Raw genomic sequence first — 16,278 nt, 5'->3', positions numbered from 1 at the left:
TTATTTACCGAGCAGGCTGGCCAGGCGCGCCAGCGGGGAAGTGGGCGTCGGGGCGGCGGGCCCCGCGCGTCGGCGGTCGATGCGTTGCAGCAGGGGAAGCAGCGCCTTGAGGTACGGGTCGCGAGGGGCCGCATCGGTGAGCAGGCGCCCGAGCCCGGCACAGGAGCGCAGCACGCGCGAGCGGTCGGGCAGTGTCGCCAGCAGGGGCAGGTTGAAGCGCTGCGCGATCTGGGTGTCGGCCAGGCCGCCATTGGGGTCGTAGCGGTTGACGACCAGCTGCAGGCGGGCATCGCGCACGCCGCGTTGCTCCAGCTCGCGCATGGTCTGGTCCAGCGATACCAGCGAGCCGATCGCCTGGTCGGTGACCAGCCAGATCTCGCTGGCGTTCTTCAGCAGCGAGGTAGGCATCAGCTGGATCGGCAGTCCGCCGGTATCGCACAGGGTCAGCGGGAACACGCTGCGCAGCCGGTCCAGCAGCGCGGTGGGTTCGTGCTTCTTCAGCAGCGTGCCGCTGGTGGTGCCGAGCAGGGCCAGGCCGCTGGGGTGGTGGGCGAAGGCGCTGGCCGCGAAGGTCGGGTCCATGCGTTCGACGTTGCGCAGGGCTTCCTCGTAGCTGAAGTGGCTCTCGGTGCCGAGGTAGAGGGCTGCATCGGCCGAGGGCTGGCCCAGGTCCAGCAACAGCAGCCATCCCTGCGGCTGGCCGTTGTCCAGCGCGGGCGGATTCTGCTCGGCCAGGGTGACGCCCAGGTGGGTCGTCAGGGTGCTGGTGCCGACGCCGGCGCGCACGCCCAGCAGCACGATCAGGCGCCCGGTGGGCTGCGGTTCCGGCGGCGCGGCGACGCTGGCGCGGGCCGGTGTCTGGGTGGCGCAGGCGTGGTCGAATACTTCCAGCATCTGCGCGCTGGTGTTGTCGACGTCGATGAAGTCGCGCACCCCGGCGCGCATTGCCGCCAGCAGGTGCGTGGCCTGTTCCGGGCCGGTGGTGCCGATGCCGATCAGCACCGGCAACGAGGCCAGGTGACTCAGCTGGCGGGCGATGTCGGTGGAATAGGAGGCGTTGCCGCCGCAGTAGTCCAGCAGCACCACCGCCGAGGGCGGTGCGGTGTCGAGCAGCTCACGCGGGCTGACGTCTCGGCTGTCGACCCAGCGCAGCTCCACGTGGCCGGACAGCACGGCACCCAGCCGGGCCATGTGCCGGTTGTCCGGCGCATACAGCAGCAGCTTGCGTTCGGTATTGCTCTGATTTTGCGGCAACGGCATCACCGAGGACATGAGGAGTGCTTCAGCGTGAGAATCCGGGGAGCTGGTCAGGGCTGGCCGGGTGCAGCAGCCAGGAGCCCCAGACCGGCAGGTTGGGTTGGGCTTCGCGTTCGCCGGGCAGGGCGAACTGGGTGCCGCGCGCCAGCGGGCGCACCAGGCGCGGCGTCACCACGATCACCAGTTCCTTGTCTTCGCGTTTGTAATTGAGGTTGCGGAAGAACGAACCGATGATCGGCAGGTCGCCCAGGAACGGCACCTTGTCCACCATCGAGGACAGCTGGCTGCTGACCAGCCCGCCGATCACGAAGCTCTCGCCGTCGCCCAGCTCGATGGTGGTGTCGGCACGGCGGGTGGAGATGGCCGGGATCTGGGTGCCGTCCAGGCTGATGCCGCGGCTGTAGTCCAGGTCGCTGGCTTCGGGCGCGACCTTCAGCGCGATGCGATCGGCGGACAGCACGGTCGGGGTAACGGTCAGGCCGATGCCGAACGGCTTGAAGGTGACCGTGGTGGTGCCCAGGCCCTGAGGTTCGAGGATCGGCAGCTCGCCACCGGCCAGGAAGCTGGCGCTCTGGCCGGACAGGGCGACCAGCGTGGGCTCGGCCAGCACGCGCGCCATGCCGTTGCTCTGCAGCAGGTCGATGTTGGCGTTCCACGCGCCGGGGATGGAACTGGCCACCAGGTTGAAGGCCGAGGACAACGCGCTGCTGCCACCGCTGCCGGTGGGCGAGCTGATGCCGTAGGTGAAGCCGCCATTGGTGTTCTTGAAGCTGATGCCGACCTGGCGCAGCACGGTCTTGTTGAACTCGACCACTTTCACCTCGACCTGCACCACGCCGGTGCTGGCGATGGTGGCGGCATCGTTGATAGCGCCCTTTTCACCGACCGCCGAGGCCGCCGCCTTGCGGCTGGCCTCGTGTTCGAGCAGCGATGGGGAACTGCCGGACAGCAGCGCCTGGCCGCCCTGCACGGTGACCTGGGTGCCGCCCTCGCCGAGCAGGCCTCCCTGGATGGCATTGCGCACTTCCACGCGGATCCGCGAGGGCACCGGCTGGTTGCGCATCCACAGCAGCAGCGTGGTGCTGCCGGGCGACTTGCCGACCAGCAGGGCGTCGTTGTTGCGTCCCAGCCGGGTGATGTCGGCGATGGAGGGGTCGGCGATGGCGATGCGCTCCACGCCGGCCGGCAGGTTCCAGGGGCGTTGCTCGTTGAGCTCCAGCAACACGCTGGAGGCGGCCGGCAGCTGCTGGGCATGCGCCGGCTGCAGGGGCGCCAGCGCCAGCGATGCGACGCTGGACAGGGCCAGGACAGCGATGAGTGATGCGGTGTTGTACGGACGCTGGAGCAAGGCGGATCCCCCGATCAAGGCGAAGACAGGCGGTTGGACGGTGTTGTCCCGCGGATGATTTCGATGCCCGGCCGGGCCGCGGCACGCGGTGCACGGCTGCGCGCCGGTGCGCGGGTGGCGTTGGCGGTGACCGCGGGCCTGGCCGGGCTGTCGCCGGCCAGCGCCTGCAGGTCGATGCCGGCGTAGGCCTGGTTCTCCGGACGCTCGGCGGCGCTGGCCGTCGCGGCGTCGAGATCGCGGCGCAGGGCCAGTACCGGCGCCGGTGCGACGAAGATCGAGGCATCGGCCAAGGCGGTATCGCCGGGGTTGCGCAGGGCCAGGAACAACTTGCCGCTGTGCGCGGCCAGCAGCAGGCGGCCGGCGTCTTCCACCGGTACGGCCAGGATCGCGCTGCGTGCCTGGGTGGCGTTGCTGCCGCTGGAGGAGGAACTGCCGGAGCGCGAGGCGATGGTCTCGGCGCGGCTGCCGGGTTCGGGTGCGGCGCCGTCGCCGCTGCTGGCCGTCGTGGCCGGGTGCGGCTTGCCGACGTCGTCATCGCCGTAGCCCAGCACCCGCAGCCGTGACAGCAGCAAGCGCGCCTGCGGGTTGTCATTGCGGCCGGCGCCGGCCTCGGACGGTGCCTGCAGGCTCATGAAGACATCCACGTAGTCGCCCGGGGTGATGCGGTTGCTGACGCCGGCCAGTTCGTCGACCGGCACCGATACCGCCCGCTCGCCGGGCTTGATGCCGGCGGCGATGCCCTGCAGCAGTTGCCCGGGCACCAGCATGGCGCCCGCGGCGATGGCCACGGCGGGGATCCGCCCGGTGACGTCACCGACGTTGGCGAAGCCTTCGCCGGCGGGCACCGGCAACTCGGTGGTGGACAGGTCGGCGGCGCTGATGGCCTGGCCGGCGGGCAGGGCACGGGTGGCGACCACCACCGCCCGGCGCGGGATGCCCGGCGCGCTGCTGGCCTGCGTGCCTGCCTCGGCCGGCGGCGGGCGTCGCCCAAGGCCAAAGGCCAGTACAGCCAGGATGCCGGCGAGCACCAGCAGGAGGATGGCCGCAATGCGGATTGCCTTTGGCATCGTTGAAGCTCCGGTTGAGCGTGGGTCAGTTGCCGCCGAGGTCCAGTTGTACGGTTGCGGTGCTGCGCAGGGTCTGGCCCAGGGTCCAGCCCAGCAGCGGGCCGGTGCCGGGCATGAACGGATGGCTGTCGTAGTCGTAGGACGCGGTGACCCGGATGCACTTCACGGTGGCATCGGAGGTGCAGGCGAACGGTTGCGACACGTTGATGGGCGCCGCGCTGGGATTGCTGCATGAAGCGCTGGCGCGGGAGAAGTTCAGCAGCCACTGCATCGAATGCGCGGCGGCCTGGCATGCATTGCTGCGACGTTGTGCGGTATCGCCGTATCGCAGGGCGGCACGTGCGCCTTCGCCGGCGGCCAGCGTCAGTGATTGCTTGGCGGCGAACACCATCACCCCGGTGAAGGTCACCAGCAGCAGCGGCAGCACGCCGAACATCAGCATGAAGGCGAACTCGAGCGTCACCACGCCGCGCTGCCCCCGGTGCTTCAGTCGTCCTCGATCAGCCATGGCTGGCTCCTTGCAGTACGTAGCCGATCATCGCCAGGCCAAGGTAGGCCGCGTACGGGATGCCACGGCGTCCTTGCCGTGTCGAACGCAGGTCCATCCGCCAATCCCGGATCCAGCCGGTGTTGCCCCAGCCGGCGACCCTGCGCTGCATGCCGGGTGCCGAGCTGGACAGCAGGGGCCACGCGACGACGAGGAGCGCGTGGACACCGGCGGCCAGGCTGGCGATCACCCAGATGGGAAGCAGTGCCTTGGTGCCGAGCAGGAAGCCGATGGTGGCGAAGAGTTTCACGTCGCCGGCACCCATCCAGCCGATGACATGGAAGGGCAGCAGCACGAGCAGGCCCAGCACGCCGCCGGCCAGGCAGCTTGCCAGCCCCACCGGTGCGGCGTTGTGGCTGAGCTGGAGTGACAACACCAGGGCCAACGTGACGGCCAGCACGCCATTGGAGACGCGCCGGGCGGCCAGGTCACTGATCGTGACCTGCAACCCCAGCAGCAGTGCCAGCAGCCCGACGGCGGTCATGGTGCGATGCCCTCCCGGCTCAGGTGCCTGCCACCACGTCTTCCAGTCGCGCCAACACGGTGGTGAAGATCGCGGTCAGGCCGTCGCGCGCGAAGAAGATGATGATGCCGGCGATGACGGCGGCCAGCAGGCCATATTCCAGGGCGGTGACACCGTCTTCCTGCTTGAGGAACTTGCGGATAGCGTTCATAGCGTTCTCCCTGATGACCCGGTGTCGGTGTTGCACCGACTGCAGCCGGGCAAAGATGGGCATCGCTGCCCGATGAAGGTCATTGGGATCTGCCTGACACCGACGGGAGTGTCGATGGTCGTGGGGGTGTAAGGAAAACTCCTACGAGCCCCTATTTCCGCTGTTTTCCCCTGTCGGCACGCATGGCATGCCCGGGAGCATCATTGCAATCGCGCATCGCGATGCATGCGCATATTCGGCAAGAACAAAATGTTTTCCATATGTGTGACGTCAATCGCCATTTCACATAAAGCTCTTACGGAGCGTGCCGTTTTTTTTTGTCAGTATCCGCTTCAAGCGCCGCGCAACGCGGATGCTCTGGAAACGCGAATTACGCTTTGTTGCTGGTTTCAGATCGTGCGTGACGGGGTTGCGGCCGGAGGTGCCAGGCCGCAGACGGGGAATCGGACTTCTGGAGCGGATCCCAGAGGGATCCCGCAAAGGCGTGGACATGGATGCGATTGCGGACGGGAACGGATTGAAATCGTTCGACCTGGCGGCGTTGGGCAGCACCCTGCGCGTCTGTCACGTGGAGTTGGTGCTGCTGGACGACCAGCCCCCCACGGCCGCGGTGACCTCGTTCGTGCACGACCAGGCCTTGCTGTGCACCTTCCAGATCGGTGCGCGCGCACGCGGGCGCTTCGTGCTGCCGCTGGACTGGTGCCTGCTCGGCTGCCTGCAGAGCGTCGACGCCGAGGCCAGTTGGTGCCATGGGGTGCCGTTGACCTCCGGCAACATCATCTCGGTCATGCCCGAAGGCGTCACCGAGTTCGCGTTGGGGGCGGGCAGCAAGGTCACTTTCGTGCTGGTGCCGCTCAAGCGCTTCGAGGAGCGTGCCACCGCCGCGCGCCTGGGTGGACTGGGTGAAGGCGGCAACGTGCCGTTGGTCAGCGGGCGCACGCACGTGCCGCTGCAGGCGTACTACGAAGGGCTGCACGAACGCATCTGCGAAGGCGAGATATCCGGCGACGAGATCGACGCGATGCTCGAGGCGCACGTGCGCGAGATCGTCGCCAACGGTTCGCCCGAACGGGTCTCGTGCAGCCGCAGCCGGCGCGCGCGCTACCTGATCTTCCGCCGTGCCGAGGACATGATGTACGCCAACCTGCGCCGGCACATCTACATGCAGGAGCTGTGCGACGCGGCCGGGGTGAGCGAGCGGGCGCTGCGCTATGCCTTCGAGGAGCTGGTCGGCATCTCGCCGGTGCGCTACCTGTCCATGCTGCGCCTGTGCGAAGCCTGCCGCAGCCTGTCCAATGCCGACGCGGGGCGAAAGTCGGTCAAGTCGATCGCGCTCAGCTGCGGCCTGTGGGACCTGTCGCGCTTCGCCGACAACTATCGCCGCGTGTTCGGCGAACTGCCCAGCGAAACACTCATGCGCGGCACTTATTCGAACAGCTGAGCGCACGTTCGTCCGGAATGTGCGGTCCATCAAACTTGGCGGGACGTTGCCGAATAGGTGCATTGCACTGCCGGTAACGCGCAACGCTTTGCCAATTGCCGGCATGGATGTGCCGGATGCGGGTAAGGGACGTTGTGTTTCAGCGCTGTACTGGCCTCACGCAAACGGATCGTCCAAGCCCGGGACGGTTCCTACCAGAGGCCCCTGCCATGAATCGCATCTATCGATTGATCTGGAACCGCACCCTCAACGCCTACGTGGTCGGCTCGGAGCTGACCGCGGCGCATGGCAAGCGCAGCGGCGCGAACTGCCTGTTGCCCCCCTGGTCGGTGGCCATGGTGGGCGCCGGTGGCTTGCTGGCCCTGGGGCTCGCCGGCGCGGCACACGCCACCGACGCGCGGTTGGATGACCTGCAGTCGCTGGTCGCCAAGTACAGCCAGACCGACGCGCACAGCATCGTCGCCAGCGCCCTACCGGTCGGCGGCGTACAGGCGCGCGTCAACGCGACGGTAGCGGTGCAGCTGCCGGCGCCGGTGGTCGTGCAGGTGCCGGTGCAGGCACGGTTGCAGGTTGCACCGACCCGCATTGGCGCGGGACTGTCGGTCGGCGCGCGCGCCACGCATGGCCATGCGACCCCATCGGTATCGGCGACAACCGCGGCACTGGCCACGGTGGCGTCGGCGGCCGGCGCGATCAAGACCGGCGTGGGCGGCACGGCCCTGCTGCAGGTGTCGTCGCCGACGTCCGGGGCACCGGGCCATGGCGGACTGCTGGGGCTGGGCAACGTGCTGTTGCCGGGCAAGGAAGAAGGTGGCAACCCGGTACGCGCGGTGACCGGCGCCACGGTCAGCGCGGTCGAGGAACTGACCGGCGGCCTGTTGCAGGGGGCCGGCATCGGTGCGCTGGTGGACGGCGTGGTCAACGGCGCGACGCCGGTGGCAAACAGCACCGGCCATACGGCGGCAGGCGTGCTGGCCGGAGTGACGGGCTCCGGTGCGCTGGGTGCGGGCGTGGATCACACCGTCGACGCACTCACCAGCGGCCTTGAAAACACGAGTGGCGCGCTGGCGCAGGGCCATGTGGCCGGCACCGTCAACCATGCACTGGCGACGGTTGACGGCACCATCGCCGCGGCCTTGCACGGTACTGGCAGCGCGCTGGGCGGCATCACCGGGTCGGCATCCGGCGTCGCCGGGCTCACCGGCGCGGCCGGCCACGTCACCCACGGGGTGATCGGTGGCGTGTCGCATGTGGTCAGCAGCCTGGGGAATGGCGCGTCGGGTGGTGGCTCCGCCGGTCTTGGCGGGCTGACCGGTGTGATCGGTGGTTTGACGGGCGGCTTGACCGGCGGTGGTGCAGGCGAGGGCGCGGGCCTGGGTGGGTTGACCGGCGTGATCGGTGGCCTGACCGGCGGCCAGGGCGGCGGTGCAGGCCATGGCCTGATCGCGGCAGTCGGCACGCCGGTGGATGGCGTGGTCGATGGCGTCGCGCCGGTGCTCAATGGCGCGGGTGGCGCGCTGGGCCATGTCGTGGGCGGCGTGACCGCCACGGTGGGTACGCTGACCGGCGGCCTGCAGAACACCACCGGTGCATTGGCACAAGGCAATGTGCAGGGCACGGTGCAGCACCTGGCCGGCACGGTACAGGGCACCGTCTCCACGCTGCTGGGCGCGGTCGGCGATGCCGGCGGCAGCGGTGGCGGTGGCGGTCTGGGTGGGTTGACCGGTGTGATCGGTGGCCTGACCGGCGGCCTGGGCGGCGGCGCAGGCCATGGCCTGATCGCGGCGGTCGGCACGCCAGTGGATGGCGTGGTCGATGGCGTCGCGCCGATGCTCAATGGCGCGGGCGGCGCGCTGGGCCATGTCGTGGGCGGCGTGACCGGTTCGGCCGGGTTGGGAACTGGCGTGACCGCCACGGTGGGTACGCTGACCGGCGGCCTGCAGAACACCACCGGTGCGTTGGCACAAGGCAATGTGCAGGGCACGGTGCAGCATCTGGCCGGCACGGTACAGGGCACGGTCTCCACGCTGGTGGGTGCGGTCGGCGATGCCGGCGGCAGCGGCAGCGGTGGCGGTCTGGGTGGGTTGACCGGCGTGATCGGCGGTTTGACGGGTGGCCTGACGGGTGGCCTGACGGGCGGTGGTGCAGGCGAGGGCGCAGGCCATGGCCTGATCGCGGCAGTCGGCACGCCGGTGGATGGCGTGGTCGATGGCGTCGCGCCGGTGCTCAATGGCGCGGGCGGCGCGCTGGGCCATGTCGTGGGCGGCGTGACCGGTTCGGCCGGGTTGGGAACCGGCGTGACCGCCACGGTCGGTACGCTGACCGGCGGGCTGCAGAACACCACCGGTGCATTGGCACAAGGTGACGTGCAGGAAACCGTGCAGCACCTGGTGGGGACGGTGGGCGGTACCGTCTCGACCCTGCTGGGTGCGGTGGGTGGTGCGGCCGGCGGCAACGGGAATGGCGGCGCCGGGGCGGGACTTGGCGGTCTGGGCAACGTCGTCGGTGGACTGACCGGCGCGGTGACGGGTCTGCTGGGCCAACTGGGCGGTGGTAGCGGCGGCACGACGCCCACTTCACCGGGCCAGGCGGTGACCGACGGGATTGGCGGTGTGGTCGATCTCACCGGTGGCTTGGTGGCGCAGACCGGCGTGGGGGGTGTGGTGGACGGCGTGGTGGATGGGGCCGCACCGGTGGTCAACGGGGCGGGCGCGGCAGTGGGAGGACTGGTCGGCGGCCTCACCGGGTCAACCTCACTGGGCAACGGCGTCAGCGGCACGGTCGGCGCACTGACCGGTGGCCTGCAGAACACGACCGGCGCGCTCGCCCAGGGCGACCTGACCGGGACCGTGCAGAGCGCGTTGGGAACCGTCAACACCACGGCCGGCACCCTGCTGGGTGCGGTCGGAAGCACGCTGGGCGGGATCACCGGTTCGGCATCCGGGGTCAATGGCCTGACCAATCTGCTGACGGGCGTGACCGGCGGCGTGACCGGTGGGTTGTCCAATGTCGTCGGCCAGCTCACCGGCAATCCGGCGCCCACCTCGAATGCGCCGCCACCGGCGGGCCCGAGCGGCCTGGTGGTCGGCAACGGTGGCCTGGTGGGAACGGTCGGGCAGCTGATCGGGCCGACTGCCACCTCGCTGTTCGGCGGCAGTGGCTACACCCAGAACGGCAGCCTGACGATCAACAACGTCAACTTCGCGCAGGCCTATTCGACCGTCGAGGTCGCAGGGCTGCCGGTGGTCAATCTCAGCCCGGTGGGGGAACTGCTCGACGGCGCGGGCAGCGCCATCACCGGCGGCAATTCGCACCTGACCCTGATCGGTGGCGTGACCTCCGACAGCTACATCACCAACATCAACAACGGCGCGGCCAGTGGCCTGCTGGGCCTGCTGCTTCCCGACAGCGCGCCGGACTGGGCGTCGGACTGCCTGAACCTGGTGGGGATCATCAAGGACAAGTGCTGGGCCGTGCCGGCCGCGCAGGACTACCAGGTGCTGATCGGCGACGGTGCCTACGCCAACGGCTCCAAGGAGGTGGTGATCGGCACCAATGCGCGGCACGAGCTGGCGCAGCAGAACGCCAACCAGGTCTTCGTCGACGCCAATGGCGTGATGACCGGCGTGCCCACCGCCGATTACGACGCGCGCCAGGGCCAGTCGGTGGTGATCGGTGACAGTGCGCTGGGTACGGCCAACGCACAGACCCTGCTCGGTGCCGGTGCAACGTCCAACAAGGCCAACAGCGTGGCGATGGGCTACAAGTCCAATGCCGACCGCGGTGGACTGGACAACTACAGCGCATTCGGCCTCACCGCGGCGCAGACCTCGATCGGCGAAGTGGCGGTCGGCTCGGCCGGCCGCGAGCGGCAGATCACCCACGTCGCGGCCGGTAGCCAAGCCACCGACGCGGTCAACCTCGCCCAGCTGCAGGGCGCGCTGTCGCAGATCAACACGATCGAGCAGAACGCGGTGCTGTACGACACCGATGCCAATGACGTGGCCGACTACGGCCATGTGACCCTGGGCGGTGGCAATGCGCCGAACGGCACGGTTGTCTCGAACCTGGCCGCGGGCCAGCTCAGCGCCACCAGCACCGAGGCGGTGAACGGTGCACAGCTGTTCGGCATCGGCCAGTCGATGGCGAGCTACCTGGGCGGCGGCGCCACCTTCAGCGTGGCGGGGGTGCTGTCCGCGCCGTCCTACGTGCTGAATGAAATCGGCGCGAACTGGCAGCTGACCTCGGCCACCTTCGGCAACATCGGCGCAGCGTTCAGCTCGATCAGCCAGTCGCTGGCCAACCTGGCCACCGGTACCAACCCCAACCCCGGCAGCAATCCGCTGGCGGTGGAATACACCCCCGATGGCGCCGGCAACCCGACCAACGTGGTCGCGCTGAAGGGGGATGGCAGCGGTGCGGCGGTGGCGGTGCGCAACGTGGCCGAGGGCAGCGTCGTGGCCGGCAGCCGCGATGCGATCAACGGCGGCCAGCTGGCCACCACCAACGAGGCGCTCGCCTCGGCCATTGGCGGCACCCTGCAGTACAACAGCACCACCGGCCAATGGTCCTCGGCGAGCTTCACCGTCAATTCGATCAATGCCAGTGGCGGGACCAACCAGCAGGTGCTGGACAACGTGACCGATGCATTGGCAGTGATGGACGGCTCCATCGTCAACGTCAACAAGCGCATCGACAACATCCAGAACGGTGGCGCGGGCAATGCCTACTTCTCGGTGAACTCGACCAAGGCGGCGGCCTCGGCCACCGGCCAGGATGCCGTCGCCGCCGGCCCGCAGGCCACCGCCAGCGGTACCCAGGCGGTGGCGATCGGCAACGGCGCCAACGCGTCGGCAGCCAACAGCGTGGCGCTGGGCGCAGGCTCGGTGGCCGACCGTGCCAACACCGTCTCGGTGGGCGCGACCGGGGCCGAACGCCAGGTCACCCATGTCGCCGACGGCAGCCAGGCCACCGATGCGGTCAACCTGCGCCAGCTGCAGGCATCGCAGGAAGGCACGGTGCGCTACGACAAGAACACCGACGGCAGCACCAACTACGCCAGCGTGACCATGGGCAAGGCCGGAACCTCCACGGTGATCCACAACGTGGCCACCGGCGTGGCACCCACCGATGCGGTGAACGTCGCACAACTCAACAAGGGCATGGGGGACGTGATGGACTGGTCCAGGAACTACACCGATCAGCGCTTCAACAGCATCTCGCGCGACATCAAGCGCGTGGATGACCGCGCCTCGGCCGGCATCGCCTCGGCGATGGCGATGGCCGGCCTGCCGCAGCCTTCGGAGGCAGGCAAGCGCATGGCTTCGTTCGCGGCCAGCACCTTCCATGGCGAATCCAGCATGGCGGTGGGCGTGTCCGGGGTCTCCGATGGCGGGCGCTGGATCTACAAGCTCAGCGGCTCGGCCAATACCCGCGGCGATGGCGGCGTGACCGTCGGCGCCGGCTTCCAGTGGTGATGGCATGCAACCTGCCGGTGCCTGGCACCGGCTTCCGGACAACAGCGCCTGGGCGCGGGGGAAGTCATGAACAGCAAATGGTCGGTACTGGCGCTGGTGGTGGCACTGGCGGCCTGCAGCAGCAAGGGTGAGGTGCGCGAGCGGGGGTTCCCGGATCCCGCACGGGCGTACCCGGCCGGCGGCACCTACGTGAACCTGGACAACCTGCGCCAATACGCGACGGGCATGAACAAGCACCAGGTGCAGACGCTGCTGGGCACGCCGCATTTCAACGAAGGCCTATGGGGGGTGCGGGAGTGGAACTACCTGTTCAACTTCCGGCGGGCGGTAGGGGCCACGCCGGTGCAATGCCAGTTCCAGGTAACGTTCGACCACGACGGCGTGGCGGTGGGCCACGCGTGGCAGCCTGAAAGCTGCGCCGCCCTGCTCGAACCCGCTCCCGCACCACCCCCACCCGCACCACCGCCGCCACCGGTTGCGCCGGCGCCGTTGCGGATCGCCGCCGATGCCCTGTTCGCCTTCGACAGCGCCAAGCTTTCGGATGCCGGCAAAGCACGGTTGGCAGAGGTGGCCGGCACCGTGCGCGGGCAGGGCGCAGGCATGGACCTGACCGTGATCGGCTACACCGATCGCATCGGCAGCGATGCCTACAACAGGGACCTGTCACAGCGCCGCGCCGCGGCGGTGCGCGGCTACCTGGTCGAACAGGGCATCCCGGCCGGGTCGATCCGTGCCGAAGGGCGCGGCAGCGCCGAGCCGCTGGTCCAGTGCAACGATGGCGGCCGGGCGGCGTTGGTGGCCTGCCTGGCACCGAACCGCCGCGTGGAGATCGCCGGCATCGGCAACTGACGGGGCAGGGCTGGAACGGGGGGAAGGAACGGCCGGCAATCCGTGCGATTGCCGGCCGCTGCCTTCACAATGACGCCGATGGTCGCCGCGTTCCGCGGGTGACCCGGGTCAGGCAGGGTGCGTGGTGGCGTCAAGCAGGAAACTGATGTGGAGCTGGGCCGGTCCGGTCGCGGCGGTGGTGTGGCTGCTGGCCGTGTTCGGCTTCGGCATGCGCCTGGAAGGGTACGACCAGCTGCGGCATCCGGTGTCGCTGCTGGGCGCGCATGGCGTCCCCGGCGGCACCGCCTTCAGCATGCTGGGTTTCGTGCTGCCCGGTATCCTTGCCGCCGCGGCTGCGCTTGATCTGGCGCTGCGCATGCCGGTGACCGCCCCGCGCGCATTGCGGGTGGGCGGGCAGATGCTGCTGCTGGCCGCGGTGGCGTTCGCCGCGATGGGCCTGTTGCCGCTGGACGTGGAAGACATCGAGAACCGCGCCAGCCAGTACCACGCCAGCGCCTGGCTGCTGTGGCTGGTGGGCTTTAGTGCTGGTGCGCTCGCATTGCGCCTTGGCGGTGCCCGGGACGCGGCCTGGCGGCCGCTGGCCAACCTCGCGGTGGGGTGTGCGCTGTGGAGCCTGTGCAGCGCGTTCCTGTTCGAGATCGCCCTGCCGGTCGCCATGGCCCAGCGCCTGGCCTTCCTGGGCTGGCTGGTCTGGCTGCTGGGCGCGGCACGCCTGGCGCCAGCGCGTGGTTGAGCCCGGCTGACGCGGAAACCGGCCAGCAGGCCGTGGGGCGTACATCGCAGGTTTATTGAAACCATTGCGATATCAATGACCTGCGTTTGTCCCGCGGACAGCGGAGGGGACTGGATTGGAGTGCCATGATGCACTGCGGTACCCTTTGCGGCTTTGCCGTTGCCCAGCGTTGCCATGTCCAGCGTCGAACCCACTATGTACGATCCCCAGCAGGTTGAATCCGCCGCCCAGAAATTCTGGGAGGACACGCGTGCCTTCGAGGTCAGCGAGACCTCGGACAAGCCCAAGTACTACTGCCTGTCGATGCTCCCGTACCCGTCCGGTGCGCTGCACATGGGCCACGTGCGCAACTACACCATCGGCGACGTCATCAGCCGCTACAAGCGCATGACCGGCCACAACGTGCTGCAGCCGATGGGCTGGGACGCGTTCGGCCTGCCGGCCGAGAATGCCGCGATCAAGAACAAGACCGCGCCGGCCAAGTGGACCTACGCCAACATCGACCACATGCGTGGCCAGTTCAAGGCGATGGGTTATGCGATCGACTGGTCGCGCGAGTTCGCCACCTGCACGCCGGACTACTACGTCCACGAGCAGCGCATGTTCACCCGCCTGATGCGCAAGGGCCTGGCCTACCGCCGCAACTCGGTGGTGAACTGGGACCCGGTCGACAACACCGTGCTGGCCAACGAGCAGGTCATCGACGGCCGTGGCTGGCGCTCTGGCGCCCTGGTCGAGAAGCGCGAGATCCCGCAGTGGTTCCTGCGCATCACCGACTACGCCCAGGAACTGCTGGACGGCCTGGACGAACTGCCGGGCTGGCCGGATTCGGTCAAGACCATGCAGCGCAACTGGATCGGCCGCTCCGAAGGCCTGGAAATCCAGTTCGACGTGCGTGACGTGGATGGCGCCGCGCTGGACCCGCTGCGCGTGTTCACCACCCGCCCGGACACGGTGATGGGCGTGAGCTTCGTCTCCATCGCCGGCGAGCACCCGCTGGCCCTGCACGCCGCCAAGAGCAACCCGGCGCTGGCCGCGATGCTGGCCGAGCTGAAGCAGGGCGGCGTGTCCGAGGCTGAACTGGAAACCCAGGAAAAGCGTGGCAAGGACACCGGCCTGAAGGCCATCCATCCGGTTAGCGGCGAACAGGTGCCGATCTGGGTCGCCAACTTCGTGCTGATGGGCTACGGCACCGGCGCGGTGATGGCGGTGCCGGGACACGACCAGCGCGATTTCGAGTTCGCCACCAAGTACAACCTGCCCAAGAAGCAGGTCATCGCGCTGAAGCATCCGAAGAACGACGACGAGCGCACCTACGACGCCAACCGTTGGCAGGACTGGTACACCGACAAGACCCGCGAAACCGAGCTGGTCAATTCCGCCGAGTTCGACGGGCTGGATTTCCAGGGCGCCTTCGAGGCGCTGGCCGAGCGCTTCGAGCGCAAGGCCCAGGGCCAGCGCCGCGTCAACTACCGCCTGCGCGACTGGGGCGTGAGCCGCCAGCGCTACTGGGGTTGCCCGATCCCGGTGATCTACTGCAACACCTGCGGCGCGGTGCCGGTGCCGGAAGACCAGCTGCCGGTGCTGCTGCCGGAAGACGTCACCCTCAACGGTACCGGTTCGCCGCTCAAGGCCGACCTGGAATGGCGCAAGACCACCTGCCCGGAATGTGGCGGCGCGGCCGAGCGCGAGACCGACACCTTCGACACCTTCATGGAGTCGAGCTGGTACTACGCCCGCTACACCTCGCCGGGTGCACGCGAGGCCGTGGACAAGCGCGGCAACTACTGGCTGCCGGTGGACCAGTACATCGGTGGCATCGAGCACGCCATCCTGCACCTGATGTATTTCCGCTTCTTCCACAAGCTGCTGCGCGATGCACGCATGGTGGAGAGCAACGAGCCGGCGCAGAACCTGTTGTGCCAGGGCATGGTCATCGCCGAAACCTTCTACCGCCAGAACAGCGACGGTTCCAAGGACTGGTTCAACCCGGCCGACGTGGACGTGGTGCGCGACGAGCGCGGCCGCATCACCGGTGCCACCCTGCGTGGCGATGGCCAGCCGGTGGTGATCGGCGGCACCGAGAAGATGTCCAAGTCCAAGAACAACGGCGTCGACCCGCAGGCGATGGTGGCCAAGTACGGTGCCGACACCGTGCGCCTGTTCTCGATGTTCGCCGCGCCGCCGGAGCAATCGCTGGAGTGGAACGAGGCCGGCGTGGACGGCATGTCCCGCTTCCTGCGCCGCCTGTGGACGATGGTGCAGAAGCATGCCGTCGACGGCAGCGCGCCGGCACTGGACGTTGCGGCGCTGAACGCCGAGCAGAAGGCGATCCGCCGCAAGACCCACGAGACGATCGGCAAGGTCGGTGACGACTATGGTCGCCGCCACGCCTTCAACACCGCCATCGCCGCGGTGATGGAACTGCTCAACGCGCTGGCCAAGTTCGACGATGCCAGCGCGCAGGGCCGCGCGGTGCGCCAGGAGGCCCTGCAGGCCACCGTGCTGCTGCTGAACCCGATCACCCCGCATGCCTGCCACGCGATGTGGCAGCTGCTGGGCAACGCGCAGACCCTGCTGGAAGACCAGCCGTTCCCGCAGGTCGACGCCGCGGCACTGGTCAAGGACGCGCTGACCCTGGCCGTGCAGGTCAATGGCAAGCTGCGTGGCACGATCGAAGTGGCCGCCGATGCCCCGCGCGAGCTGATCGAGGCCGTGGCCAAGGAAGAGCCGAACACGGCCAAGTTCCTGGAAGGCCTGGCCATCCGCAAGGTGATCATCGTTCCGGGCAAGATCGTCAACATCGTCGCGGCCTGAGCGGCCGTGATGGCCCGGTACCCGTGGTGATGCCGCGGGTACCGGTGTTCCCGTGGACGGGGCAGGGG

General features: G+C 68.8%; 11 protein-coding genes. 5 read left to right on the top strand and 6 right to left on the bottom strand.

Annotated features, from left to right (window positions below; all coding sequences use genetic code 11):
• From ACIPR8_RS11525 to ACIPR8_RS11500, 6 genes are read right to left on the bottom strand one after another with little or no spacing between them, the layout of a single operon-like run.
• Entirely contained in the window at window positions 1–1,272 is a 1,272-nt protein-coding gene (locus tag ACIPR8_RS11525) for an AAA family ATPase (protein ID WP_446541131.1), read from the bottom strand.
• A 10-nt stretch (window positions 1,273–1,282) separates the two neighbouring features.
• Window positions 1,283–2,572 (bottom strand): type II and III secretion system protein family protein, encoded by a 1,290-nt coding sequence (locus ACIPR8_RS11520; RefSeq protein WP_192287253.1) that lies wholly within the window; start codon window positions 2,570–2,572, stop codon window positions 1,283–1,285.
• 47 nt (window positions 2,573–2,619) lie between these two features.
• On the bottom strand, window positions 2,620–3,672 hold the full coding sequence (gene cpaB / locus ACIPR8_RS11515) for a Flp pilus assembly protein CpaB (protein ID WP_446541130.1): 1,053 nt from the start codon (window positions 3,670–3,672) through the stop codon (window positions 2,620–2,622).
• 25 nt (window positions 3,673–3,697) lie between these two features.
• Complete coding sequence (locus tag ACIPR8_RS11510) at window positions 3,698–4,180, bottom strand: TadE/TadG family type IV pilus assembly protein (protein WP_192286256.1); 483 nt, start codon at window positions 4,178–4,180, stop codon at window positions 3,698–3,700.
• Entirely contained in the window at window positions 4,173–4,703 is a 531-nt protein-coding gene (locus ACIPR8_RS11505; protein WP_446541129.1) for an A24 family peptidase, read from the bottom strand. The genes ACIPR8_RS11510 and ACIPR8_RS11505 overlap by 8 nt, the downstream gene beginning before the upstream one ends.
• A 19-nt stretch (window positions 4,704–4,722) precedes the next feature.
• A complete protein-coding gene (locus ACIPR8_RS11500) occupies window positions 4,723–4,893 on the bottom strand; it encodes a Flp family type IVb pilin (protein WP_132864433.1) in 171 nt (56 codons plus the stop codon).
• A 517-nt stretch (window positions 4,894–5,410) separates the two neighbouring features.
• Between ACIPR8_RS11500 and ACIPR8_RS11495 the strand changes: the two genes are divergently transcribed.
• The 5 genes from ACIPR8_RS11495 (at window position 5,411) to leuS (ending at window position 16,210) form a co-directional block, all read left to right on the top strand.
• Window positions 5,411–6,334 carry an AraC family transcriptional regulator gene (locus ACIPR8_RS11495; protein WP_225591575.1) on the top strand — a complete coding sequence of 308 codons (924 nt, stop codon included), beginning with the start codon at window positions 5,411–5,413 and terminating at the stop codon, window positions 6,332–6,334.
• 209 nt (window positions 6,335–6,543) lie between these two features.
• Window positions 6,544–11,811 carry an ESPR-type extended signal peptide-containing protein gene (locus ACIPR8_RS11490; RefSeq protein WP_446541128.1) on the top strand — a complete coding sequence of 1,756 codons (5,268 nt, stop codon included), beginning with the start codon at window positions 6,544–6,546 and terminating at the stop codon, window positions 11,809–11,811.
• Window positions 11,812–11,877: 66 nt separating this feature from the next.
• Window positions 11,878–12,660, top strand: a complete 783-nt coding sequence (locus ACIPR8_RS11485) for an OmpA family protein (RefSeq protein ID WP_446541127.1) — start codon at window positions 11,878–11,880, stop codon at window positions 12,658–12,660.
• Between the two features lie 145 nt (window positions 12,661–12,805).
• Window positions 12,806–13,393, top strand: coding sequence for a DUF998 domain-containing protein (locus ACIPR8_RS11480; protein ID WP_446541126.1), 588 nt, complete (start codon window positions 12,806–12,808; stop codon window positions 13,391–13,393).
• Between the two features lie 174 nt (window positions 13,394–13,567).
• The gene (leuS, locus tag ACIPR8_RS11475) at window positions 13,568–16,210 is read left to right on the top strand and encodes a leucine--tRNA ligase (RefSeq protein ID WP_446541125.1); all 2,643 of its coding nucleotides are present in this window, start codon (window positions 13,568–13,570) and stop codon (window positions 16,208–16,210) included.
• Window positions 16,211–16,278 lie beyond the last annotated feature (68 nt).

It is taken from the genome of Stenotrophomonas sp. LARHCG68, assembly GCF_052871705.1.
Note: the sequence above shows the minus strand (reverse complement) of the source record. Positions and strands in the feature narration are given on the sequence as shown.

Coding starts and splice junctions, on each gene's coding strand:
- ACIPR8_RS11525 (WP_446541131.1), bottom strand. CDS start 1,272: ATGTCCTCGGTGATGCCGTTGCCGCAAAATCAGAGCAATACCGAACGC.
- cpaB (WP_446541130.1), bottom strand. CDS start 3,672: ATGCCAAAGGCAATCCGCATTGCGGCCATCCTCCTGCTGGTGCTCGCC.
- ACIPR8_RS11510 (WP_192286256.1), bottom strand. CDS start 4,180: ATGGCTGATCGAGGACGACTGAAGCACCGGGGGCAGCGCGGCGTGGTG.
- ACIPR8_RS11505 (WP_446541129.1), bottom strand. CDS start 4,703: ATGACCGCCGTCGGGCTGCTGGCACTGCTGCTGGGGTTGCAGGTCACG.
- ACIPR8_RS11500 (WP_132864433.1), bottom strand. CDS start 4,893: ATGAACGCTATCCGCAAGTTCCTCAAGCAGGAAGACGGTGTCACCGCC.
- ACIPR8_RS11490 (WP_446541128.1), top strand. CDS start 6,544: ATGAATCGCATCTATCGATTGATCTGGAACCGCACCCTCAACGCCTAC.
- ACIPR8_RS11485 (WP_446541127.1), top strand. CDS start 11,878: ATGAACAGCAAATGGTCGGTACTGGCGCTGGTGGTGGCACTGGCGGCC.
- ACIPR8_RS11480 (WP_446541126.1), top strand. CDS start 12,806: ATGTGGAGCTGGGCCGGTCCGGTCGCGGCGGTGGTGTGGCTGCTGGCC.
- leuS (WP_446541125.1), top strand. CDS start 13,568: ATGTCCAGCGTCGAACCCACTATGTACGATCCCCAGCAGGTTGAATCC.